Here is a 24,204-nt window from a genome sequence, read left to right on the forward strand (position 1 = left end):
AAAATCCCAAACTCACTCCGTTTTTATCAGCGTTTGCCTCCCGAAAGATTATTTCAGCACTTTTTTAGAAGGAGCAGCTTTTACCTTGCTCTTTCTATTCTTTAAAAAATTGCTAAATGCTTTATCGTTATTAGCTGGCTCCGCAGAACTGTTGATTAAAAAATCAGCGGTGTGTAATTTTTGGAAGTTGAGGCTATTTTTCATCTGAGAAATTTTGATAAAAGGCTCTAAACCAAACCGACGTTAGATTTAACTACTTGCTCAGATTCTGAACTTCTAAATCAACGTAGGGCTCAAGTACATTCTCGGCTATATATAACTTGTTGAAGACAAAGGCAGCATAGTAAACCATGTCTAAATCGGTATCAATGATTTTCCGATTGAACTTAAGGAGATGAGGCGGAGCTACTTCCCTAAACCACCTATTAAACAAAATATTTCGGGCTCTCGCCTGATTATCAAGACTATCACAAATGTACAATAACACACAATCGGGATGGGTATCCGAAAAATCTTTCAATACTTTCAAAATAGTTGTCCTTATTCTATCATCAAAAACAGAAGTACGATTGCCTACTGGGTAGAAGCTAAACTCGAAAGATTGGTAGCCTAAATTCGTAAAAAGCAGTATGTTTTTCAAAAACTATCCTATACTCTATACCTGCGTCGGTTATAAATAGAAGGCCGTTTGAGAAGGACTCAATATTATTAGGGGGCTGACAAACTCAATCCCTCGGCTGGTTGTAAGCTCTGACAAATCTTTACCCTTGCTTGATATAGTCGCGTATAAGCCTTTTATCCTCTATCTTTTTTCTGATAAAGGACTCTGCTTTAGAACTTGCTTTCACGGGCTGAGCATCAGGGTTGTCGGAATTCACAACAATAATCATGACTACTATTTGAGTTTTGTTTTGTCTAATCAAAGATAAGAACGAAATCACCAATAAAAAAATTCGTATTTCCCACTAATCCCCAAAAATCACAAATTCACTTCGCCTTTATGGGCATTTGTACCTCTGGGCGACATCGGTTATTTCCAGGCAAATGACAAAAACAACGTATAGAAATTGGAGATAAGTCAATTTCGGTTATTTGCCTTTACCTTTTGCAAATAGCGGGTAGAAAATCAGCACACGTAGCGTTATATGAGTAGTTGCTCTCGTTTTTTAGCCTTTTGAGGGAAAAATGCCCTTTTACTTGCATTTGATTCTTTATATTTGTCCTAACCGTTAACATAAACTGTCTCGACAGGCACTTACTTTGTTTGATTACTTATAACTATTATTTTAATGAATTGCCCTAAAAAAACTCCCTCTACCTATATCAGTTTGTACCTGCTCCTATTTTGTCTCGCATTCTCTTCCTGTAAAGAAAAGAAAGAAAAAGGCAAAGGCGGCGGCGGCGATGAGAAAAAAGACAAGCCCACTCTCGTAGATGTAATGGTGGCAACTCTCCAACCAATAACCAATGTAGTGGAAGCCAACGGAACAATCATTCCTAATGAATCAACGGAGTTACGGCCCGAAGTCAGCGGACGGCTCACGTATTTAAACGTTCCAGAAGGAAAATCAGTAGCTCAGGGAACTATATTAGCCCGAATCAACAGTGCGGATTTGGAAGCACAGGTACAGCGGACAAAAGTTCAATTGGAGACCGCCACTCGAACTGAAGAACGCCTTAGAAAACTATTGGACGTAAACGGAATCAATCAAAGCGACTATGATGCCGCACTGAATACCGTCAATACTCTGAAAGCGGATGCTGCTTATACTCAAACGCTCATTGACAAGACTATTGTTCGGGCTCCTTTTAGTGGCACCATTGGATTGCGTCAGGTGAGCCCAGGCGCGTACGTGACTCCAACAACTATTCTTGCTACCATGCAACAGCTGGGCAGGATGAAAATAGACTTTACCCTTCCTGAAGAAAACAGCGACCTGATACGGATAGGAAGTGTAGTAAAAGTAAAACTGGAAGGCAGGGATACCACCATGAGAAGAGCAACGGTGATAGCGCTCGAACCCCAAGCCAACCGCCAAACCCGTAACTTGATGGTGCGGGCATTATTAGATAATGCGCGGGTCAATCCGGGGGCTTTTGCCAAAGTGATTATCAGCAGTGGCAATAATAAAAAAGCCATTTTGATTCCTACCAATGCCATCATCCCTGACGATAGAAACAATCAAGTAATTTTAGTAAAAGGGGGTAAGGCCTCCTTCGTCAATGTCCAAACGGGAACACGTACTGCCAATAATGTTGAAATCACGCAAGGAATCAGTGAAGGCGACTCGGTGGTAGTAACCGGCGTGTTGTTTGCCAAACCTGACGCCATTCTCAAAGTACGAAAAGCAGCAAAACGATGAATATCTCAGAATTATCTATAAACCGCCCCGTGCTTGCCACAGTCATGAACTTGGCAATCGTCATCTTTGGAGTCGTTGGGCTTACTTTTTTAGCCGTTCGTGACTATCCAGCCATTGACCCTCCCCAGATTTCGGTGAGTACCTCTTACACAGGAGCCAACTCCGATATCATCGAAAGCCAAATCACTGAACCGTTGGAGAAACAAATCAACGGAATTCAAGGCATCCGTACCATCACCTCATCCAGTTCGCAAGGCAACAGCCAAATTAGCGTAGAGTTTAATTTGGGAGTAGATTTGGAAGATGCCGCCAGCGACGTACGCGATAAGGTAAGCCAAGCCGTTCGCAGCCTTCCTCAGGACATTAATGCACCGCCAGTAGTATCAAAAGCCGATGCTAACGGAGATTTTATTATGATTGTGGCCATTCAGAGCGAGACCAAAAGCCTTTTGGAGCTAAGTGACTACGCTGAAAACGTGCTGCAACAACAGATTCAAACGGTTGATGAAGTAAGTGCAATTAATATCTTTGGGCAGAAAAGCTATGCCATGAGGGTATGGCTCAATCCTGACAAGATGAACGCGTACAACGTCGCATTCTCGGATATTCGTACGGCACTCAACAGCGAAAATATTGAGTTGCCCCCCGGAAAAATATATGGCAACAACACCGATTTAACGATTCGGGTATTGGGGCGCATGACCACCGAAAAGCAATTCCAGGACTTAATTATCCGTGAAGATGCTACAGGAATCGTGCGTTTGAACGATGTTGCCAAAGTAGAATTAGGCCCCGAACAATTGGAGCAAAGCTGGAAATACAACGGTCTGCACGCGGTAGGATTGGCGATTATTCCTCAGCCGGGAGCCAATAACATCAAAATTGCCGATGAAATCTATAAACGTCTTGATCAAATTCAGAAAAGCAGTAAAAGCGACATTCAACTCAAAGTTTTAAGCGATAACACCAAAAACATTCGTAATTCATTGGCCGAAGTGGAAGAAACCCTCATCATTTCTTTTATCTTGGTGGTATTGGTTATTTTCTTCTTTTTCCGCGATTGGCTCATTGCCATTCGACCATTGATTGATATTCCTATTTCATTGGTCGCTACGTTTTTTATCATGTATTTGGCGGGCTTTTCAGTCAATATCCTCACCATGTTGGCTATTGTACTGGCAACGGGTTTGGTGGTGGATGATGGGATTGTGGTCACGGAAAATATCTTTAAGAAATTAGAGCAGGGTTTACCCATTCGAAAAGCCGCCATTGAAGGCAGTAAAGAAATTTTCTTTGCGGTCATTTCTACCTCAATCACGCTGGCGATTGTGTTTTTACCCGTGATATTTCTGGAAGGTTTTGTGGGAAGTCTGTTCCGGGAATTTGGAGTCACCTTAGCCGCGGCAGTGTTGGTTTCTGCGTTCGTATCATTGACCATCACACCAGTATTGAACGTCTACTTGACTCGTAAAAAAGCAGGACACGGGTGGTTTTATCAAAAAACCGAACCATTCTTCCGAGGAATGGAAAATGGCTATCAAAGCTCATTAAAAGCATTCCTCAAAGTGCGCTGGATGGCTTGGATCATTGTAGCTGCTTGTGGTGGAATTATCTGGTTTTGCATAGGTAATCTAAAAAGCGAACTCGCGCCCTTGGAAGACCGCAGCAGCATCCGTTTCAACGTGACAGCCCCCGAAGGCACGAGTTATAGCTCAATGGCGAAAATTGCCGACGATTTGGGCAAGTTTTTATATGATTCCATTCCGGAGCGTGATTTCATCTTTGTGCGTACCCCGGGTGGAGGGCCGGGTGGAGGTGGCAGTACCAACAGCGCCGCGCCGCGTTTGGCTTTAGTACCTCCTACCGAACGTAAACGCAGTCAAAGTGACATTACGAATGATTTACAGAAAAAACTAAACCGTTTCAATCAAGCACGGATATTTGCTGTGCAAGAACAAACGATTTCGGTTGGCTTTGGCTCCCGCGGCGGACTGCCTGTTCAATTTATTCTCCAAAACCAAGACTTGGACAAACTGCGGGCTATTATTCCACAATTTTTGGATGCGGCTCGAAGCGATAAAACTTTTGCCAACGTAGACGTCAATTTGAAGTTCAATCGCCCAGAATTAAAACTGACGGTTGACCGTATGAAAATCAAGGACTTAGGGCTAAGCACTCAAGACGTGGTTGCGACCATTCAGGCAGCCTTCAGCGGTGGGCGTTTGGCCTATTTTATTCAGAACGGCTATCAATACTCGGTCATTGCACAGGTAGAAAGGAGCGACCGCAACAAGCCCGAAGACATTGGGCGGTTGTATGTGCGCAATACACGGGGAGAAAACATTCCATTGAGTTCGGTCATTAAATGGGAGGAAAGCACAAACCCTACTACCATTTATCACTACAATCGCTATAAAGCAGCGACTATCTCTGCTTCTTTATCCGAAGGTTATACCATTGGTGATGGCATAGATGCCATGAATAAAATTGCTAATAAACTCTTGGATGAAAGCTATCAAACGGCTCTTTCAGGCCCTTCTAGAGACTTTTCAGAGAGTTCATCCAATATCCTGTTTGCATTTGCACTGGCTTTGGTGTTGATTTATCTGGTATTGGCGGCTCAGTTTGAAAGTTTCATTGACCCGTTCACCATCATGATTACGGTGCCCTTGGCGCTGGCAGGTGCCTTATTAAGCCTTTGGGTATTCAACCAAACTCTGAATATTTTTTCACAGATTGGAATGATCATGCTCATTGGCCTCGTGACCAAAAACGGGATTTTGATTGTAGAATTTGCCAACAAACGTCGAGAGAGTGGGCTTAAAAAAATGGAAGCGGTTGTCGATGCTGCCACCCAACGCCTTCGCCCTATTTTAATGACCAGTCTTGCTACGTCATTGGGAGCTATGCCGATTGCCTTAAGCTTAGGAGCTGCCGGTACCAGCCGTGTTCCTTTGGGTATCGTGGTAGTTTGCGGAATTTTGTTTTCATTGGTACTGACGCTGTTTGTAGTTCCTGCGGTCTACACCTTTATTTCCGGCAAACACAAAACAGCTGATGCTGAAACTCCTGAAGAAAAAGAAGTAGCAGTACACTAAAAACAAACGTTGGCAAGGTTATACGGTACGTAACAAACCTTGCCAACGTTGATACATAACAATTACCTTTTTTGTAACATACTATCTTCAAAATGAAGAAATACACCTTCCTACTTTTCTCTTTATTTTTTACTCAAAGGCTCTTTTCACAAACCCTTACCTTACCCGACGCGGTCAGTATAGCCCTGAAAAACAACCTTGATATTGAAGTGTTGAGAAATAATGTACGAATTGCCGACATTAATAACGACATCAGTATTGCAGGCGGGCGGCCCGTTGTAACTGCCAACATTACTGATAACGAACAAATTACGAACGTAAATCAAAAATTAAATACGGGAGTAGAAATTAAACGCAATGGAGCGATTGCCAACCAGTTAAACTCCAACGTAACGGGAAGTATCTTGCTTTACAATGGTTACCGCGTGAAAGCCACGAAAAACCGGTTGGAACAGATTGAGTTACAGAGTTCGCAATTTGTCAATGCGCAGGTGCAGAATACAATTGCGGCAGTGATGACAAAATACTACGATGTCATTCGGCAACAAGCCTACACCCGTACCATTGACCAGTCCATTGACGTAGCTCAAAAACGTTTGGAGATTGTAAAAGCGCAGCAGAGCGTGGGTTTAGCAAATAATGCCGATTTGTTTCAATCCCAAATTGATTTGAATACGTTGGAACAGACCAAACAATCGCAGCAACTTGTTATCGCTCAGGCCAAAACAGATTTATTGCTGTTGATGAATTCAAGCCCTGATTCCTCAATTATAATTCAGGATACGATCATTGTAGACCGTAGTATTTCCTTACCCAATATTTTAGAAAATCTGAACAGAAATGCCGAGCTGATGGCTGCCAACTACCAGATACGAATAGCAGAACAGTTAATCAAAGAAACGTTGGCACTGCGCTACCCTACCCTACGGGCCAATGCAGGGTACAGCTACAACCGAAATCAGCAAACTGCGGGACAGCTTTTGCTTAACCAAAGCAGCGGTCCGCTTGTCGGTTTATCCTTAGCCGTTCCGATTTATAATGGCGGAATTTTTAAACGGCAGGAACAAATCGCGGGGATAAATGCCAAAAATGCGGGCTTACAAAAAAGTATCTTACAAAGAGATTTTCGTAGTGCTGCTGTAAGAACTTATCAGGCGTACAGCGCAAATTTGCAACAATTGGATAACCAAAAAAAGACCGTAGACTTAGCCAGGCAATTATTAAGTCTTGCTCTTCAACGGTTCCAACTTCGTCAGGCTACCATTGTAGAGGTGCGTCAGGCACAGGAAAGTTTTGAAAATGCGGGTCTTACCATGACAAATTTAAGTTTTGCTGCTAAAGCCGCTGAAATTGAATTGTTGAGATTAATCAATGAATTGAAATAGTTTCAAATCAAACCCTATAAAAAAGGTGCCCCGAAAATAGCTTTCGGGGCACCTTTTTTATATAACTACTCACGAAATCAGATCAACTGTTCGCGCTCCATAATTTCTTTCAATTTGCCCCCCAATTCATCAGAGGCTTTTACCAAAGGCAAACGAACCTCACTACCGCTTATCCCTTTAATTTCAAGGCATTTTTTAATACCTACCGGATTAGACTCGGCATACAGCGGAGCATCCATGTCCAGAAAACGGAACTGAATGGCGGAAGCATCTTCCATACGACCTCCCAAAGCATGCCACACCATTTCCGTAAATTCTTTCGGGAATGCATTGGCGATCACCGAAATCACCCCTTTCCAACCCACGCTTACCATTGGTGTAACGTGATTGTCATCGCCTGAAATCAGTAAAAAGTCTTTTGGACAGGCATCTGCCAATTCCATGTACTGGTCAAAATTGGCGCAGGCATCTTTGATACCAATGATATTGGGGTGTTTTGCCAACTCTACAATTGTCTCCACCTTCATATTGACCACTGTACGTCCGGGCACATTGTAAAGAAAAACGGGTACCGGACTTACGTCTGCAATAGCGGTAAAATGCGCAATCAACCCTTTTTGTGAAGGTTTATTGTAATAAGGACAAACGGATAAAACAGCATCTACGCCCGTAAAATCCGTCTGCTTGAACGTTTCCAGAACAGCACGGGTGTTATTGCCCCCCAAACCATAGACAATTGGCAACTTTTTAGGGTTGTTTTCCCGAACAAACTTCAGCAAATCAAGCTTTTCCTGAGCTGTTGTGGTGGAAGTTTCACCCGTCGTACCCTGGACTACAAGGTAATTTACGCCGCCTTCACTCACTAAGTCGAGAAGTCTTTTAAGGGCCGAGTAATCAATATCAAGGTTGGTGTCGAATGGGGTGACCAAAGCCACGCCCACTCCAAAGAATCTGGTATCCATTTGATTTGTGCTACAGACGGTTTGTCCGTTACGATAACTGGTAGATGAGTGGTAGATTGAACGCTACAAAGGTATCAAAATTTGTCAATCAATTGCGTCCAAAATTATAGCACATGCCTCTCGAATCTGCGTTTCTGTAATGACCAACGGCGGCGCAATCCGCATTGAATTATCGCAAAACAGAAACCAATCCGTAATTACCTGTCGCTGAATAGCTCGGTCAATAATCGGCTTCAGTATTTCAAACGACTCGAACTCTACCGCCAGCATTAATCCACGCCCTCGTACCTCTTTTATTTTAGGGTGAATCAATAACTCTTTGATTAATTGTCCTTTCTCAATAACGCTCTTTTCCTTCGTTTCTCCGTTCCTCCGTGTTCCATTTAAAATATCCTGTACTATTTCCAGCGTAGCCAAAGATGCCGCACAACTCACCGGATGCCCTCCAAACGTAGTAATGTGCCCTAAAATCGGGTTATTTTTAAAAACAGACATCACTTCTTGCGAGGCAATAAACGCTCCAATCGGCATCCCGCCTCCCATGCCTTTAGCGCATAATAATACGTCAGGTACAACCCCGTACTGCTCAAAGGCCCAAAAGCTGCCTGTTCTCCCGAAGCCCGTTTGAATTTCGTCATAGATGAGCAATGTTCCTGTCTCATCACAGCGTTTTCGCAATGCCTGATGATATGCCTCAGGGGGTACCCGTACGCCTGCCTCTCCCGAAATAACCTCAATAATGACGGCGGCTGTTCGCGAGGTAATCATTACTAAATCATCCTGATTTCCATGCCGGATATGGCGAATATCAGGCAATAAAGGCCGAAAATTGCGCTTAAAAAATTCAGCTCCTGCCAAACTCAACGCCCCCTGGGTACTGCCGTGATAGGCGTTAAAACAGGAAATAATTTCAGAACGCCTGGTAAAACGCTTGGCCAATTTCATAGCTCCCTCTACGGCTTCGGTACCAGAATTAGTAAAATAGACGTTGTCTAAAGCCTTTGACTTTGTCAAAGTTTCCACCAAAGCCTCCGCTAATTTCACCTGCGGTGTCTCAATGTATTCGCCATAGACCATTAAATGCAGGTATTTATCCAACTGATCTTGAATGGCTTCCAGTACTTTGGGGTGACGATGACCGACATTGCTCACTGCAATCCCCGAAATCATATCTACGTATTTTTGGCCGTTTTGACCGTATAAATAAATCCCTTCGGCCCGTTCAATTTCCAAGGCCAACGGAAAATCAGAGGTTTGAGCAAGGTGATTATAGAATAATTCCTGACGGTGCGAAAGTGTATTCAACATGGGGCGTATTTTTTTCAACTGCAAATATCAACAAAAAACCTCCGACCAAGGCCGAAGGTTTTTTGCTTTTGTTACTAATCCTTTGCTCTGGCTGTGATTAGTACCCAGCGTTTTGAGTCAATTTTTTATTTACATCCATTTCGCGTTGCGGAATAGGAAGAATCAAGTTGTTGCTATTGAAAGGGGTAGTTCCCACGGTTCCTTTGGTACGCTTGATGTCATGAATCTGCTGACCTTCAAACGCCAACTCCAATTTACGTTCTTTCAGAATAGCCGCCAAGGTCAATTGAGCCGCCGTCAAAGCAGGCACACCCGCACGGGCGCGGATGGTATTTACATCGGCCAACGGCGCCGCTCCCACGGTCGTTCCCAAACGAAAGTTTGCTTCAGCACGCGTCAGGTACATTTCTGCCAAACGAATAACGGGTACATCGCCAAAGCGGTCGTTGAATTTGCTGGTAAAAGTTCTTGAGCCAGCGTTGCTGGTATTGAAAAACTTACCGCGCACATCCGTTGCTTCGTACAAAGCAATATGTTTGGACTGAACCCGAACATCCCCACGACCTTGGTTAAGGGATGACGCATAATACGTATTCAATGCATTGCTTCCATCCTGATCGGTAACAGTAACGCTGAAAATAGCTTCTGAATTACCATCAACAAAAGCACCACCAAAGTTGGCAGTCAATGCGTATTTTGCACTCGTAATCACTCGATTGGCAGCATCCCGCGTCAAGGCATAATTACCCTGCATCAAATAAACCCGGGACAACAGCGCTGCGGCGATAGGTGTTTTGGCCAATTGTTCTGCTTTTGTCAAATCATCTATCACCTGAGCATAGACTTCCGCTACGCTATTACGGGCTTTGTAGTCGGCATCTGTCACGGAGCGCGTTGGGGTCAATACCAAAGGTACTCCCGGGTTAGTAGCATTGTCGCCATCACCCCAAGTTTTTGCAAACAACTTCACCAATTCAAAGTACATTGCACCTCTGATAAGACGCGCTTGCCCTTCAATACCATTTTTGTTAGCAGCACTTACTTTATCCAGTGCATCTAACACGTTATTTGCGCGATTGATAGTGCTGTAAGCAGTCAACCACATATCCCGCACCTGCGTATTTCCTGTGGTAATGGTTTTACGCCAAAGTTCATCTAAAGTAACGAAGGTTCCCCCAAAGACCACTTCGCGGTCATCGCCGAGCAGGTCACCAGAATACTGAATCGCCCCACCGTAGAGGTTAGTACTGCTCATTCCATCATACGTTCCTACTAAAGTTACCTGTATGTCCTGCTCGGTAGCCAAAGCGGTTGATTCATCAATACTTTGCGTAGGCTGTACATCCAAACGGCTGTCGCATGCACTTACCAAAAGCATCGTTGCGGCAACAAACAAAGTGTGTTTAATATATCTTTTCATTTTTGTTTCGGTCAAAGTTTGTGAAAATTAAAAACCAATGTTGATTCCTCCCGTGATTGTTTTGGCCTGAGGAGCGGTATAGAAATCGTAGCCCTGCGCGATGTTGGTGACAACATCATCCGCATTTACTTCCGGATCCCAACCCGTATACTTGGTGAAAGTCAACAAATTCTGCCCTGTCAGGAACAGACGAACACTATTGATTTTAACTTTATTCAACAATGTTTTAGGTAAGCTGTACGAAAGAGTAACGTTCCGCAAACGGATGAATGAACCATCCTGAATAAAGCGGCTTGAAGGTTGCGCACCGTTGTTAAAAAACAAACGTGCTTCGGGGAATGTAGCATTCGGATTTTCTTTGGTCCAGGAATCCAACTGATCCACCGTTTGGTTATCTTCAAACCGGGCATTCGCCGACGAGAAACGGCCTACTCCGTAGAAATTAAGTTTGTTACCAAATACACCGTTAAAGAATACGCTCAAATCAAAGCCTTTGTAGCTGAATGTATTGGTAAATCCGGCAATCAATTTAGGCTGTGGATTTCCAACCACTACGCGTTGGGCTTGATTATACACATTAGTTGTAGCACGGTCTACCGAACCATCTGCATTGGTTGTATTTTTGAACCAAAGGGCATCACCGTTGGCTTTGTCAACCCCGGCATATTCTGCGGTAAAGAACGTACCCAATGGCTGTCCTTCTACGGCACGGCTCATGTTGTTAAGACCTGCTTCAATGATTTGACCTTGCAAATCGGTGATTTTGTTGCGGTTAGCCGCCAAGTTCAGGCTGGTTTTCCATTTGAAAACACCTACTAAATTTTCAGTATTCAAGACAAATTCCACTCCTTTGTTTTCGAGTTTACCCACGTTTCGCACCAACGTGGTAAATCCTGTAGTGCCTGGCACGTTTACGTTCAGCAAAAGCCCCGAAGTTTGTTTGTTGTAATAATCAATTTCTCCACTGATACGGTTGTTTAAAAGACCGAAATCAAGGCCGATATCTGCCTGGTCAGAGGTTTCCCAACGCAAATCAGGATTCGCCAATTGCGATGGACGCTGCCCTGGCTGTCCACCGTAAGCGGCATCCCCTGTGAATAATCCCAATTGCGGAAAATTACCGATTTCAGCATTTCCCGTACGACCATAACTGGCACGTAATTTCAGGAAGCTGACAATGGCATTGTTTTTCAGGAAGTTTTCTTCAGACAATACCCAACCTGCCGATGCTGCCGGGAAGAATCCGTAGCGGCTGTCTCTACCAAAACGAGATGAACCGTCTATCCGTGCACTGAGACTTACCAAATAGCGGTCATTGAATTTGTAATTGGCCCGGGCAAAATAAGATAAGAATCGAAAGTTGGTTTCAGTAGAGCTTCCATCCGTTTTACGGGCAGCACTGGCAATCATCCGATACGCGTCTGAAGGAAAATCCTGTCCCTGTGTCGTATTAAATTTTTCCTGCGATTGCTGGTACGACATCCCCAACGTTCCGTCAATGGAATGTTTCCCAAAGACGTTAATGTAATTGAAGTAATTGTTGGTGTTGTAGTTTTCTACCCGCGTAAACGCGTTTTCTCCGAAGCCTTTGGGTGACCCAAAGTTACGCTGCGTCTTACTGTTGTAATAGGACTCTTCCTGTTGGTTCAATATATCTACGCCCAATTCTGAACGGAAACTTAATCCTTTTACAATTTGAAGTTGACCGTATACACTGCTGATACTGCGGTTTACGGTAGTATTGTAATATGCATTACCAATGTTAATAATGGGATTGTAATACACAGGTATTGAAATATCACCGGGAGGCGTTCCAGTAGGCAAACCCGTTTCAGGGTCATTTTGAGGAGTCATAGGAGGCAATGCCACCATTTGAATAGGGTTGTCAAATTGACGGTCGCCCGACAAACGCTTATTCAAGGTGCGTGCCATGCTCATATTGATTCCCATGCGGAACCGATCTGACACTTTTTGGTCTAAATTAATACGGCCTGACATCCGATTGAGGGCGTTTCCAATCAAAATCCCTTTTTGATCAAGCATTTGACCGGATATAAAAAACGAAGTTTTGTCATTACCACCGCTCATATTCAGATCATACTGGCTCATCGGTGCTTTTTGATACGCTAAGCCTCCCCAATCCGTGCTCACTTGTTTTGGAGTACCAAAAGTCCCCAAACTTTGGGTTTTGAAGAAGTCTTCCATATAAGTGGTATAGGAATCAGGATCGTTGGCGACATAACCATCAATTCGGTCAGAGTTTGCGGCAGCCCGACGGTACAATTGCAAGTATTGTTCTGTATTCAGGAATTTTACCTGTTTTGTTGGCGTGCTTGAACCCATTTGGTAACCGAAATTGATGTTGGTACGTCCTGATTTACCGCGTTTGGTGGTAATCAAAACGACACCATTGGCAGCCCGTGAACCATAAATTGCAGCTGCCGAAGCGTCTTTCAATACTTCAATCGACTCAATGTCCTGTGGGTTAATATCAGCGAGAGGGTTGGTAGCACCACCGTTATTGCTCAAGTTTTGAGTGGTAACAGGAATACCGTCCATTACATAAAGTGGCTGATTGGAAGCAGAAACGGATGAGTTTCCGCGCACCCGCACCTGAATCGCCTGTCCTAATTTAGAAGAGCCCGCTGTTACCTGTACCCCAGCCGCTTTTCCCTGCATAGCTTGGTCAAAGGTATTGACGGGCATATCCTGAATATCGGAGGGCCGAATTTTAGCAATGTTTCCAGTCAGTTCTCTTTTGATTTGTGACCCAAAACCCGTAACCACAATCTCACTCAGGTTTTTGGCATCCGTTGTCAATCGGACATTGATGACCGAACGGCCGTTTACTTTTTCCTCTACGGAAGCAAACCCAACGAAACTAAAAATGAGGGAAGCATTATCAGGAACTGAAACTCGATAGTTTCCTTCACTGTCTGAATTGGCACCGCGAGTAGTACCTTTTACTGATATCGAAACGCCTGGCATAGTACTGCCGTCTTCCGAAGAGGTGACTTTTCCGTTCACCACCTTGTCTTGTGCCCTCAGGGAGAGTAATGACAAACACGCAGCCATTGATAGACTGATGCGTAGAATTTGTTTCATGAAATTTTAGTTTGTTAGAGTTGAAAAAAAATAGAACTAATAAATGGACTTTTCCAATAATAGCCGACGAATTACGAACAGAAAAGCGATTAACGATTGCCATCAACCGATTGTACTAACTAAAAAAAATGATTTTTGTTAAGTGTGTTACAGGAAAGCAAGCTGTGATTGTTTAGGTTAAGCTACCGAGCCGACTCAGGTGGAGAGAGAAGTGGACTCAACAACAGAAAGTACAAATTTGCGTATTGGAATGATGCCACAAATCACTCATTTTGAGATATATATTTTCTCTCCCTTTTTTGGTATCATACTAAGTTAATGAAAATTTAATGTGCAGATATCTATTTTTTGGTTGTGCAAAGATAGCATTTGCATTATAAAATATCAAATAGACGGGAGTAGTAATCCCCTGTTTAGGGGATATTTTTGGTTCGAGAAGTAAGAAAAAAAGAAGAAAATTGAGCGTTAAGGCTCAAAAAAACAGGTAGTTCCGCCTACCCAAGTAAAGTCCTTGTTAAATCGCACGCCAATCATCTCCCCGCGGCTCAAACGGCTCAGGCTTGTCAGCAATTGGGGGCGCGGGGCGTTGTCCTCCCACACATACAGCATACGAATCTCGCATTTCACGAGTCCATCGGGTGCCTGAATGACCGGTTCGTAGTTCACCTTTCGTTGTAAAATCCAATTTTCAGGGTCGGAGATTGCCGTTATGTCTTCCGGTTTAACGTGAATAATAACACCACTGCCGGCAAATGAAAAGAGGGGTTTGAGTACGAAATTTTCCAAATCGGTGGGAAAATCACCGTTGTATTCACTTACAAAGCGAGTTTCGGGAACATAAGGAGAGGTAAGAAAAGGCAGGGTATATTTACTGATGCGGAAAAACCAGTCAGGATGCCCAACCCAAGTGACGTCTACATCGTCGGTCAAGTTAAATTCAGATTGCAGATTGGGATAATTCTCTAAATCGTCAAATATCAGGCGATTGTAAATTCTTTTGATATTGATTTCGCGGCCTTCGTGTTCATAATATAACTCGAATCCACGCTTTTTAATTTTAGTATAACAGACGGCCTTTACTCCCAGAAATGCCTCCGTAACGGCAAAATCAATACGGGTTTTTTGTTGTTCGGGATAAATTTCCAGCAGGATTACATTTTTGGGATTTTCATTTCCCACAATCACTTCTTTCAATTTGGCAATGTATTCGGCCTGCGTGGTTATCCCACTAAAATAGTTACTGAATTCCGCGGATATCGGGAAATAGTCGCGGAATTTTTCGGTAACGTAGCTTTGAAAACCAAAAATAGAAGGAAACCCCTGTAATTCAATTAGTTGCGGCATCAACTCGCCTTCTGCGTCTTTGCAAACGGCAAAATCAATGGCCAGAAAAGAACTGTGGGCATTTTCGTTGGGCACTTTCTGTCCTGCTGGAATAGCGTGTTGAGTCTTGACTTTAAAATGAGGACCTACAATTACATCTATAAACGACTCACAAGCTTCGATGAGCTTGTCTTTGAGCGCTTTTGGCACAAAAACGGGCGTTTCAGCAATTCGAAACTCTAATTGACCCGGCCAATCAGCGTGAATTCCGTCAATAAATTCATTGTATTTTTCTTCGCTGAAAGCGGCATTGTAGGTTTGACGAATCTGAGGAATCATAGGTTAAGTCTTTTACCCAAACAAAATAGCAATAAGTTCTTCTTTAGTTATTCCAAAATGTGAAGAAATGTTATTCAAAATAGAATTGAGCGTACCAATCTTTATAGGTATATGATTGGGAATAGTCTCTTGATGCTGACCGTTTTGTTCGGTTCGGATACGAATGTGGCTCTCCGTTTGACGAACAACCTGATAATCCATTTTTTTTAACAGTTTAACAAGCTCCGCACCCGTTATATCTCTGGGAATTTTCATTTATAGCGCAAAAACCTCATCTTTAACAAAATGTAATCGAATCAATTTTGGGGCTAAATCAGGGGAGTCAAAATGGCATTCTATAGCATCTCTAATCATTTCCTTCAATTCATCAATCGTGTCCCCCTGAGTGAAAATATTTTCTCCTAAGGCACGTGCTGTATAGCCACCTTCAATATCTTCTTCCACTACAAAAATGAGTTCGCTCATACTGTTTGATATTTAAATCAAAAGTAACTAAGAAATCGATAAAACCAAATCTTGCCTATACCAATTCTGCTGCCATCAATTGCTCCGCTGCCTGATTCAGAAACGTAGGAATAACAGCCGATTCAGTCAGCATGATTTTATCGGGGTCTTGAAGGTGATTCAGCATATTATTGTACTTCTCAGCACCGTAATTTTTAATTATTACTTCACGTTTCTCTTCTTTTTGAAAATGCCGCAACATTCCTTCTGCATCAGCTTCCGGGTGAAACTGCGTTCCGAACACTTCGCGCGAGAACCGTACCGCCATTGTAGCACGTTCTAAATGCGCCACGTGAGGACGTTCTTTTTCGATACAGAGTATTTTGGCGCCAATCCCCTCCAAATGTTTATGATTAGGCTCAATCACCTGAAAATCGCGAGAGTCTACGGCATAAAAGGGATCGGGAAGATCTTCAAAAAAAGTTTCACTTTGCCCGAAATGCGTTTTGGTCATCGGAAAAATTCCGAATGATGTAGAACGACGCTTACGAACCAGCCCCACATTCCAATGCAAACAGGCAATTTGGAAAGAATGGCAAATCAGAAACAAGTATTTTTTGCGTGGATGGTGCGGTTGACGATTATATTGCCAGATTTGGTCCAACAACATAAAGAACGGTTTTTCCCAAGTGTCTCCTGCGGGTTCCGGATTGCCCGGACCGCCCGAAGAAATGAAGATGTCGTAATTTAAATCGGGCACTTCGTTTTTTTGCCGCACATCAAAAACATCGTATTTCCCATCGATTCCTTCCTGTCCTAAAAAACGCTCGGTGATGGCTTTGATACAACGCATTCCTTCATTGAGATGACCGTTGTTCATATCTAAGATGGCCACTTTAATCCGTTCCATTATCTCATCGGTTGTCTAAAATTAACAAAAAAATCGTACTGTTGCTGACTTTAACCCCTTGGTAAAGAGGATAAAGATACAGTGACAGTACGATGTAAAATTACAATTTTCTCCGCAAAATTACGGAAATATTATCAAACTTGTACCCAACGCTGCTCGCGGCTACTTTGAACGATTTTGTCGCAAAGTCTCAATTCCCGCAAGCCATCGGCAAAAGTTGGATAGGTTGGATTCTCGGGTTTTCCGTTGCGAATAGCGGCATAGACTTCTTTGAAAAGTTGTTTAGAGGTATCCGGGAAACCTTCGTTGTGTCCGCCTGGGAAGGTCATCAGCGCACGAGCTTCTTCGTATGCCAGTGCAGGGTCACGCATGAGCGATTGGTTCGGCCCTTCGCGGCGGCCAATCCACATTTCGTTAGGAGCTTCCGAACACCAGTTGAAGGTTTCTTTCGAGCCGCTGATTTCAAGCGTACAACGATTTTTGCGCCCTGCCGAAACTTGACTAATCGTTGCAACCCCTTTATTGCCGTTTTCAAAGCGGTACAAAATCGAAGCGAAGTCCTCTGTGGTAATAGGAACTTCTTCGTAATCAGATGCTTGAAGCAGTTTACCGGAATAGGTTGCAATTGCCTTTTTAGGTTTCATCCGGGTTTTGTGCACGGTATTGAAATCGGCCATAACCTCCGTAATATGCAAGCCGGTAATGTATTCAATCAAATCAAATAAGTGCGAACCGATGTCGGCTACTGCCCGCGAATCGCCCGATTGCGAAGGCTCAAGACGCCAGTTGTAGTCGGTAGGCAAAAAAAGCCAATCCTGCAAATAGCTCCCCTGCACCGAATAAACGTCGCCCAATTCGCCTTTTTCACGCATGGTTTTCATTTGACGAATCAAGGGATAATACCGCAAATTGAAATGGACGGCATTCACCAATCCCAGTTTATCCGCCAGTTCAACGAGTTCTTCCGCTTCGGCAATGTTGGTAGCCAGCGGTTTTTCACAAACTACGTTTTTACCCGCCAGCAACGCCTTTTTGGATTGTTCGTAATGTAAAAAATTGGGCGTGCAGATGTGAACACATTCAATCGAATCGTCACGCAGTAAATCGTCGAATGAATCGTAGGCACCCGTGCCGAGTGTTTGCGCCCGGGCTTGGGCAATTTCTGCCGAGAAGTCAGCAATTCCTACTACTTCCACATCGGGCAAACGCCGCAGCGCTTCAATGTGCGCGGGGCCAATAAAACCGAGCCCTACTACGGCTACCTGAGTTTTTGACATAGTGTTTTTGGGTTTGAATTGTCAATTAGTATTTTTATACGTTGTGCGCTATTGGTGGCGCAAGATAAATAATTTTGGAAGATTTAAAGGACTTTACTGACTTATCGAATACAGACAGGCTCCTTTTGTAATTGATTAAGAATGTTACTTTTTAAGACTGGCTTCGGTGGATTTTACTCCTTTATCCAACAAATTGATTTATGTTCCAAAAGAGCGTTTTAATAACTTTTAACAAACTTTCGTCCTTTGCAAACGTGTAATGCCTTACTTTTGCGAATAAAGTATTTGTAAAGTTGTTTCTAAAAAACCTTAAAGTTTCGGTAAGAGCAGCGCAATGGCTGTTGTGGTTGACCTTTTTCGGGGTCAGTTTTGAGTCCATGGCTCAAAAACTGATACCTCGCAGGCTAAATGCTCCCATCGCTTTGGACTCTATCAAACGCGCCACTCCCGTCGTACCGGTCATTGCTGCCACCCTTGCTAAGGGCGATTCTATTAGCCGTGACAGTCTTCAGGCACAAAGTGACCTCAAAAGTACGGTAGTTTACAGTGCCCAGGATTCTACCATTATGGATCCCGGGCAGGAAGAGGTGCATCTGTACGGGAAAGCAAAAGTAAACTACGGAGCCATCAATCTGGAAGCTGATTATATTCGCCTCAATTGGAAAACCAATGAGGTATTTGCGCGAGGTACCTACGATTCGACTTCCAAAAAATGGATTGGACAACCCATTTTTGAAGATAACGGTGAAAAATACGATACTAAAGAACTTCGCTATAATTTTAAAAGTAAAAAAGGATTCATCAAAGGCATCGTAACCCAACAGGGCGACGGAAATATCAGAGGTACTACTGTTAAAAAAGACGAAGAAAACAATATGTACGTTCGAGGGTCGATTTACACGACCTGTAATTTAGAACATCCCCACTTTTTTATCAACGCAAAAAAAATCAAGGTAATCCCTGAAAAACAAGTCATTTCGGGGCCTTTCAACTTGGTGATTGCCGATGTTCCTTTGCCCATCGGTTTACCGTTCGGTTTTTTTCCCGTTCCTAAAAAGAAAGAAATCGGCACCTCCGGGCTCATCATGCCGCAGTACGGCGAAGAACCCAACGGGCGTGGCTACTACCTCCGCGATGGCGGCTACTACTGGGCCATCAGCGAAAAAATCAACATGAGCTTTACCGGGCAAATCTATTCCAAAGGAAGTTGGGGAGTGGGTTTGGCAATGCCTTATGCCGTAAAATATCGCTTTAACGGGAATTTTAATTTACGCTTCAACCGCAACGTACAGGGGAATGAAATCAAGATTTTGAACAAACCTCGTAACGACTTCAGTCTCAACTGGAGCCATACGCCTGTCACGCGCGGAACGTCGAGTTTTGGAGCGTCGGTCAATATCGGAAGTAATAGTTTTAATCAATACAACGAATTCAGCACACAGCGTTATATTCAAAACGTAGCGGGCTCATCGGTGCAGTACAACAAGCAATTTGGACAGTTTGCGCGAATGGGAGCCAGTTTGCGGGTCAATCAGCGCTTTCCTGACCGCTCTAAAGTAGATTCACTGGGCAATCAGACTGACCCAGGTTCGATAGATGCCGGCGTCGATTTCAATTTTGGCATCAACCAAATTGCTCCTTTTGCTCTTAAAGGCGGAACAGGTGCCTGGTACGAAAGTTTTCGTTTGGGAATGGATTTTAGCGGAGGGTTAAGCGCCAGTAATACCCGCGTTTTTGCCGATACATCCAGCGCTCGATTGGGTTTTATCTTGGCCAACGCCCCCACCAATATCACTACCGACTCAAACACACCTACTACCTATAAGTTGGATAGTGAGTCTTTACCAGAATTTATCAAACACTCACAGTTTACCGGGCGGTTTTCACTCCCTATTTCATTGCCCAACATCAAATTGTTCCGCTACATTAACATTACTCCGGGAATATCACTGTCGGGTGAGACATTTACCAAGAAATTCAGATATACCTATCTTGGCAATAACAGAGTACAGGTTGACACACTGCAAGGAATTTATTTTGCCAATAACGTATCGTTCAGCGCCAGTATCAATACGCGAGTGTATGGAACATTTTTTATAAAAGGCAAGCGACTCGAAGCCATTCGCCACACGCTGATTCCGTCGGCAAGTATCAGCTATGTACCCGACCAATCCAATTTGTACGAGAAAACCGTTGTCAACGAACGGGGCGATATTCGTTACCTCAATCGCTATCGCACTGTTGGGGGAAATTTAACGACATCGGGCACTTCCGCAGCCGCTATTTCGTGGAGTTTGAACAACCTTTTTGAGGCCAAAATTCGCCCCAAATCAGACTCCTCGGGCAAGCAATTTGAAAAGAAATCCCTTCTGGACAACCTCAGCTTAAATGGCTCTTATAATCTCATGGCCGACTCATTGAATATGTCGGATATCAGTATGTCGGCCAATGCACAGTTGTTTAAAAACTTAAATTTCAACTTCTCTGCTAATTTTGACCCGTACACGTACGTGAAAGATGCACTGTATGGTACAGTAGGGCGCAAAATCAATCGTTTTGCCATCACCGAAAAACAGGGGTTAGCGCATCTTAACAACCTCAACATGGCTCTTTCGACGCGTTTTGCGCCCAAAGGTGCCGACAAACCTAAAAAAGCCAATACGCCCAATACCGAAGAACAGCAAAAAATGATTAACGCCAATCCAGAAGCATACGTGGATTTCAATATTCCTTGGACGCTCAATTTGAGCTACAATTTCGGCTACTCAAAACAGGGTTTATCAACGGGCGTAACGATTCAAACACTGCGCCTTAACGGGGATTTCAGTCTCACACCCAAATGGAAATTTACGTTTGATACCGGGGCGGATATAGCAGCCAAAGCACCTTCGATTACCAACATTGGAATTACCCGCGATTTGCACTGCTGGGAAATGTCATTTAACTGGACCCCTTTTGCGGGTTCCGGCTTCCGTGCCAATAACTACTCTTTTGAAATTCGTGCCAAATCGGCCCTTTTGCGCGACTTAAAACTCTCCCGTCGACGCACCTTCTACGATCAGGGAGGATTTAGATAATTGTAACTGTTTGCCATTTTTCTGCCGCATTGGAACCTTTCACCCCGTAAAATGTGTCATTTTGTCATAACACAAGCCCGTGGCAAGAAAGTTGACACTCAGAAAGCGTTGGATGAATTATGCCAAAAACGCAGCAAAGAAAATTATGAATACCGAAGAAACATTGCATACCGAAGAGCAGGAAACCACACAGGCAACCGATGCAGCTGAAATTGCTCAGGAAACCGAGATAACGCAAGTCGAAAAATTGGAAGCAGAAATCACCGAATTGAAAGATAAGTACTTGCGTTTATACGCCGATTTTGAAAATTTTCGTCGTCGTACCGCCAAAGAAAAACTGGACTTGATTTCTAATGCCGGCGAAGAGTTGATGAAAGCGGTGTTACCCATTGCCGACGATTTTGAACGTGCCATGGCTTCTTTTGAAACAGTTTCTGAAATTGCTCCGTTGAAAGAAGGCGTAGGTTTAATTTACAATAAATTTGCAAAAACGCTGGAAAGTCGCGGTCTTAAACCCATGATTTCCAAAGGCGAAACATTTAACCCTGATTTGCACGAATCAATCACCCAATTTCCCGCTCCGAGCGACGACCTCAAAGGAAAAGTAATTGACGAAGTGGAAAAAGGATATTTCTTAAACGAAAAAGTAATTCGCTACGCAAAGGTCATAGTAGGCAGTTAATAAACAGTTATCCGTTATTAGTTATTTGTTATTCGAGAGCACTTAAAAGCACACGTATAACAGATAGCATATAACCATTAACGGAAAAAATAATGGCACAAAAAAGAGATTATTACGAAATTCTTGGCGTTGGCAAAACCGCAGCCGACGATGAAATCAAGAAAGCCTACCGCAAGTTGGCCATCAAGTACCATCCTGACAAAAACCCCGACGATCCTTCCGCAGAAGATAAGTTTAAAGAAGCGGCCGAAGCCTATGGTGTGCTGAGCGACGCTGATAAACGCAAACGCTACGACCAATACGGCCACGCCGGTATGGGCAACAATGGCGGCGGAGGCCCTCAAGGTTTCGACATCAATGATATTTTCTCCCAATTCGGCGATATTTTCGGCGACGCTTCTCCGTTTGGCGATATGTTTGGTGGTGGTGGCGGTGGCGGTGGTCGACGTGTACGCCGCGGTACGGATTTGCGTATTAAGCTGAAACTTGACTTGCGCGAGGTAGCCGAAGGAGCCGAAAAGAAAATCAAGGTAAAGCGTTACGTAAGTTGCAATACCTGCGGTGGAAACGGCTCTAAAAACGGCGCCTCTCTCAAAACCTGTCATACCTGCAACGGCAACGGACAGGTGCGAAAAGTGGTCAGTACCATGTTAGGGCAAATGGTTTCGACCAGTACCTGTCCTACCTGTAACGGGGAAGGCAAACTCGTCACCGAGCGTTGCGACGTTTGTGCAGGTGAAGGACGCGTATTGGAAGAAGATTTGATCAGCATCAAAATACCCGGTGGTGTAGCCGACGGGATGCAACTTTCGATGAGCAGCAAAGGCAATGTACCTCCTCGCGGGGGCGTGGCTGGTGATTTGCTTATTGTAGTAGAAGAAGAGGAAGACGAACACCTCAAACGCGACGGCAACAACCTCGTCTATGACCTGCACCTTAATTTTGTAGATGCTGCACTCGGCACCACAGCCGAAGTTCCTACGCTCGACGGCAAAGCCCGTGTACCCATCGAAGCGGGCGTACAGGGCGGAAAAATTTTACGTTTGAAAGGCAAAGGCATCAAAGAACTTAACGGTTACGGTCGCGGCGACCAGTTGATTCACGTCAACATTTGGACGCCAAAACAACTCAGCAGCGACGAGCGTGCCACCCTCGAAAAACTCCGTACCTCACCCAATTTCCAACCGAAACCCGGGAAAAATGAGAAAGGATTTTTTGAGAAGATGAAGGATTTCTTTCATTAAGAATTGATAAAATATGAATAGAAACGGGCGGCTCTGGTCGCCCGTTTTTGTTGTAGGGATCCAAATTTAATGATTGACATGACTTTCACCTTCGCACGGAACGAGACTGCACGGTATTTTTTCAAAAAGCGTATATTTGTAAAAAAGTCCGAATGTGATGATAAGTTATGTTGAAAAAATATTGGCCTCGCCCGATGCTTTTGAGCAAATAGCAATACTCAATGAGGCACTTTTGGAAGAAAAAAAACGCCGCCACGAGTTTCGGGAGTGGGTATCACCTGCGGTGAAGGCGGAGTTTATCAACGGGGAAATTGTATTGCACTCACCCGTTAAAAAGCGCCATTTTAGCGTGACCGACTTGCTTTCGAGGTTGTTGAGTATTTATGCAAGTCTCAATAAATTGGGCCGTGTGGCTACCGAAAAAGCCATGATTGCCCTCACGCGCAATGACTACGAGCCCGATTTGGTGTTTTTCTCCAAAGAAAAATACGATACTTTCACCGACGACCAAATCCTTTTCCCTGCGCCTGATTTTGTGGTAGAAATCTTATCCAAAAAAACTGCCCCCCGCGACCGTGGACTCAAAAAACAAGACTACGCCGCCCACGGCATTAAAGAATACTGGATTATTGACCCCAATCAACGCTTTATTGAGCAGTACGTCCTTCTCGGTGACCACGACACCCAATACATGCCCGCCCGTACTTTTTATCTCGATAGTTATATTGAAAGTTGGGTTATCAAGGGCTTTTCCATTCCCGTGGCAGCTATCTTCGACGAAGCCGCCAATGTGGAGGCTTTGCAGGAGTTGATGAAGTAGAGTTTGACTTGATAAATTATCTATGTTTTTTTCTTCCTAATCACTGTTTCCGCCCAATAATCTCCCATGCGCTGTTGTTGAGGTGAAACCAACACGGCTATGATTGCCCCTAAACCACCGCTGAGATAAAAATCAAACCAATTGCCACACCAACGAAGGAAAACCTCCCGAAAGCCAATTGAGTTACCATTGATTTTTACAACCTGCAAACCCATCAGCCATTTCCCAACGGAATATCCACTTGTAAACCATTCAAACACAAAGCTATACACTACCCAAATAGGAGTAAATTCGAATAATTCTCCCACTCCATCGAATAACCTATCATAAGCCATTGGATTATTGGCATTGACCCAATCGTAATACCTATGAAATCCATAATAGAACAAAAGCAAATCTATTGATTGGGCGATAACGCGTTTGAGGAGGAGTAAGTAGGGCATTAAG

19 protein-coding genes are annotated in these 24,204 nt (G+C 43.8%); 7 read left to right on the plus strand and 12 right to left on the minus strand.

The features are described 5' to 3' along the window. Nucleotides 1-48: 48 nt before the first annotated feature. Complete coding sequence (locus Q0081_RS15650) at nucleotides 49-204, minus strand: hypothetical protein (RefSeq protein WP_298355099.1); 156 nt, start codon at nucleotides 202-204, stop codon at nucleotides 49-51. A 49-nt stretch (nucleotides 205-253) separates the two neighbouring features. After that, nucleotides 254-640, minus strand: a complete 387-nt coding sequence (locus Q0081_RS15655) for a DUF6169 family protein (RefSeq protein ID WP_298355101.1) — start codon at nucleotides 638-640, stop codon at nucleotides 254-256. 649 nt (nucleotides 641-1,289) lie between these two features. Here Q0081_RS15655 and Q0081_RS15660 point away from each other — a divergent pair. The 3 genes from Q0081_RS15660 (at nucleotide 1,290) to Q0081_RS15670 (ending at nucleotide 6,846) form a co-directional block, all read left to right on the plus strand. Continuing rightward, complete coding sequence (locus Q0081_RS15660) at nucleotides 1,290-2,363, plus strand: efflux RND transporter periplasmic adaptor subunit (RefSeq protein WP_298355103.1); 1,074 nt, start codon at nucleotides 1,290-1,292, stop codon at nucleotides 2,361-2,363. Then, nucleotides 2,360-5,461, plus strand: a complete 3,102-nt coding sequence (locus tag Q0081_RS15665; protein WP_298355104.1) for an efflux RND transporter permease subunit — start codon at nucleotides 2,360-2,362, stop codon at nucleotides 5,459-5,461. The genes Q0081_RS15660 and Q0081_RS15665 overlap by 4 nt, the downstream gene beginning before the upstream one ends. A 92-nt stretch (nucleotides 5,462-5,553) precedes the next feature. Then, nucleotides 5,554-6,846: a TolC family protein gene (locus tag Q0081_RS15670; RefSeq protein ID WP_298355106.1), complete on the plus strand. Its 1,293-nt coding sequence runs from the start codon at nucleotides 5,554-5,556 to the stop codon at nucleotides 6,844-6,846. Between the two features lie 77 nt (nucleotides 6,847-6,923). Here Q0081_RS15670 and dapA read toward each other — a convergent pair whose 3' ends face one another. The 9 genes from dapA to Q0081_RS15715 form a co-directional block, all read right to left on the minus strand. Then, complete coding sequence (dapA, locus tag Q0081_RS15675) at nucleotides 6,924-7,808, minus strand: 4-hydroxy-tetrahydrodipicolinate synthase (RefSeq protein ID WP_298355108.1); 885 nt, start codon at nucleotides 7,806-7,808, stop codon at nucleotides 6,924-6,926. An 84-nt stretch (nucleotides 7,809-7,892) separates the two neighbouring features. Continuing rightward, nucleotides 7,893-9,116, minus strand: coding sequence for an aspartate aminotransferase family protein (locus Q0081_RS15680; RefSeq protein WP_298355110.1), 1,224 nt, complete (start codon nucleotides 9,114-9,116; stop codon nucleotides 7,893-7,895). Between the two features lie 97 nt (nucleotides 9,117-9,213). Further along, nucleotides 9,214-10,536, minus strand: a complete 1,323-nt coding sequence (locus tag Q0081_RS15685) for a RagB/SusD family nutrient uptake outer membrane protein (protein ID WP_298355112.1) — start codon at nucleotides 10,534-10,536, stop codon at nucleotides 9,214-9,216. Nucleotides 10,537-10,563: 27 nt separating this feature from the next. Continuing rightward, nucleotides 10,564-13,641 (minus strand): TonB-dependent receptor, encoded by a 3,078-nt coding sequence (locus tag Q0081_RS15690; RefSeq protein ID WP_298355113.1) that lies wholly within the window; start codon nucleotides 13,639-13,641, stop codon nucleotides 10,564-10,566. A 465-nt stretch (nucleotides 13,642-14,106) separates the two neighbouring features. Further along, nucleotides 14,107-15,303: a hypothetical protein gene (locus tag Q0081_RS15695; RefSeq protein WP_298355115.1), complete on the minus strand. Its 1,197-nt coding sequence runs from the start codon at nucleotides 15,301-15,303 to the stop codon at nucleotides 14,107-14,109. 12 nt (nucleotides 15,304-15,315) lie between these two features. Continuing rightward, nucleotides 15,316-15,558, minus strand: a complete 243-nt coding sequence (locus Q0081_RS15700; protein ID WP_298355117.1) for a type II toxin-antitoxin system HicA family toxin — start codon at nucleotides 15,556-15,558, stop codon at nucleotides 15,316-15,318. Then, the gene (locus Q0081_RS15705; RefSeq protein WP_298355119.1) at nucleotides 15,559-15,768 is read right to left on the minus strand and encodes a type II toxin-antitoxin system HicB family antitoxin; all 210 of its coding nucleotides are present in this window, start codon (nucleotides 15,766-15,768) and stop codon (nucleotides 15,559-15,561) included. It lies immediately after the preceding gene. Between the two features lie 55 nt (nucleotides 15,769-15,823). Then, a complete protein-coding gene (locus Q0081_RS15710; protein ID WP_298355121.1) occupies nucleotides 15,824-16,657 on the minus strand; it encodes a type 1 glutamine amidotransferase in 834 nt (277 codons plus the stop codon). 134 nt (nucleotides 16,658-16,791) lie between these two features. Then, a complete protein-coding gene (locus tag Q0081_RS15715; protein ID WP_298355123.1) occupies nucleotides 16,792-17,934 on the minus strand; it encodes a Gfo/Idh/MocA family protein in 1,143 nt (380 codons plus the stop codon). A 293-nt stretch (nucleotides 17,935-18,227) separates the two neighbouring features. Here Q0081_RS15715 and Q0081_RS15720 point away from each other — a divergent pair, with 293 nt between their 5' ends. The 4 genes from Q0081_RS15720 (at nucleotide 18,228) to Q0081_RS15735 (ending at nucleotide 23,757) form a co-directional block, all read left to right on the plus strand. Further along, the gene (locus Q0081_RS15720) at nucleotides 18,228-21,011 is read left to right on the plus strand and encodes a putative LPS assembly protein LptD (RefSeq protein WP_298355125.1); all 2,784 of its coding nucleotides are present in this window, start codon (nucleotides 18,228-18,230) and stop codon (nucleotides 21,009-21,011) included. A 112-nt stretch (nucleotides 21,012-21,123) separates the two neighbouring features. Further along, nucleotides 21,124-21,693, plus strand: a complete 570-nt coding sequence (locus tag Q0081_RS15725) for a nucleotide exchange factor GrpE (RefSeq protein WP_409034068.1) — start codon at nucleotides 21,124-21,126, stop codon at nucleotides 21,691-21,693. 92 nt (nucleotides 21,694-21,785) lie between these two features. After that, entirely contained in the window at nucleotides 21,786-22,937 is a 1,152-nt protein-coding gene (dnaJ, locus tag Q0081_RS15730) for a molecular chaperone DnaJ (protein WP_298355129.1), read from the plus strand. Nucleotides 22,938-23,094: 157 nt separating this feature from the next. Beyond that, on the plus strand, nucleotides 23,095-23,757 hold the full coding sequence (locus Q0081_RS15735; RefSeq protein ID WP_310586498.1) for a Uma2 family endonuclease: 663 nt from the start codon (nucleotides 23,095-23,097) through the stop codon (nucleotides 23,755-23,757). A gap of 20 nt (nucleotides 23,758-23,777) precedes the next feature. Here Q0081_RS15735 and Q0081_RS15740 read toward each other — a convergent pair whose 3' ends face one another. Then, a complete protein-coding gene (locus tag Q0081_RS15740; protein WP_298355133.1) occupies nucleotides 23,778-24,200 on the minus strand; it encodes an RDD family protein in 423 nt (140 codons plus the stop codon). Nucleotides 24,201-24,204 lie beyond the last annotated feature (4 nt).

This window comes from Runella sp. (assembly GCF_027484545.1).
Taxonomy (GTDB): Bacteria; Bacteroidota; Bacteroidia; order Cytophagales; family Spirosomataceae; genus Runella.

What these genes read in the sequence shown, in the direction of transcription:
- Q0081_RS15650 (WP_298355099.1), bottom strand. Translation starts at nt 204, where the DNA reads ATGAAAAATAGCCTCAACTTCCAAAAATTACACACCGCTGATTTTTTA.
- Q0081_RS15660 (WP_298355103.1), top strand. Translation starts at nt 1,290, where the DNA reads ATGAATTGCCCTAAAAAAACTCCCTCTACCTATATCAGTTTGTACCTG.
- Q0081_RS15665 (WP_298355104.1), top strand. Translation starts at nt 2,360, where the DNA reads ATGAATATCTCAGAATTATCTATAAACCGCCCCGTGCTTGCCACAGTC.
- Q0081_RS15670 (WP_298355106.1), top strand. Translation starts at nt 5,554, where the DNA reads ATGAAGAAATACACCTTCCTACTTTTCTCTTTATTTTTTACTCAAAGG.
- dapA (WP_298355108.1), bottom strand. Translation starts at nt 7,808, where the DNA reads ATGGATACCAGATTCTTTGGAGTGGGCGTGGCTTTGGTCACCCCATTC.
- Q0081_RS15680 (WP_298355110.1), bottom strand. Translation starts at nt 9,116, where the DNA reads ATGTTGAATACACTTTCGCACCGTCAGGAATTATTCTATAATCACCTT.
- Q0081_RS15685 (WP_298355112.1), bottom strand. Translation starts at nt 10,536, where the DNA reads ATGAAAAGATATATTAAACACACTTTGTTTGTTGCCGCAACGATGCTT.
- Q0081_RS15690 (WP_298355113.1), bottom strand. Translation starts at nt 13,641, where the DNA reads ATGAAACAAATTCTACGCATCAGTCTATCAATGGCTGCGTGTTTGTCA.
- Q0081_RS15695 (WP_298355115.1), bottom strand. Translation starts at nt 15,303, where the DNA reads ATGATTCCTCAGATTCGTCAAACCTACAATGCCGCTTTCAGCGAAGAA.
- Q0081_RS15700 (WP_298355117.1), bottom strand. Translation starts at nt 15,558, where the DNA reads ATGAAAATTCCCAGAGATATAACGGGTGCGGAGCTTGTTAAACTGTTA.
- Q0081_RS15705 (WP_298355119.1), bottom strand. Translation starts at nt 15,768, where the DNA reads ATGAGCGAACTCATTTTTGTAGTGGAAGAAGATATTGAAGGTGGCTAT.
- Q0081_RS15710 (WP_298355121.1), bottom strand. Translation starts at nt 16,657, where the DNA reads ATGGAACGGATTAAAGTGGCCATCTTAGATATGAACAACGGTCATCTC.
- Q0081_RS15715 (WP_298355123.1), bottom strand. Translation starts at nt 17,934, where the DNA reads ATGTCAAAAACTCAGGTAGCCGTAGTAGGGCTCGGTTTTATTGGCCCC.
- Q0081_RS15725 (WP_409034068.1), top strand. Translation starts at nt 21,124, where the DNA reads ATGAATTATGCCAAAAACGCAGCAAAGAAAATTATGAATACCGAAGAA.
- dnaJ (WP_298355129.1), top strand. Translation starts at nt 21,786, where the DNA reads ATGGCACAAAAAAGAGATTATTACGAAATTCTTGGCGTTGGCAAAACC.
- Q0081_RS15735 (WP_310586498.1), top strand. Translation starts at nt 23,095, where the DNA reads ATGATAAGTTATGTTGAAAAAATATTGGCCTCGCCCGATGCTTTTGAG.
- Q0081_RS15740 (WP_298355133.1), bottom strand. Translation starts at nt 24,200, where the DNA reads ATGCCCTACTTACTCCTCCTCAAACGCGTTATCGCCCAATCAATAGAT.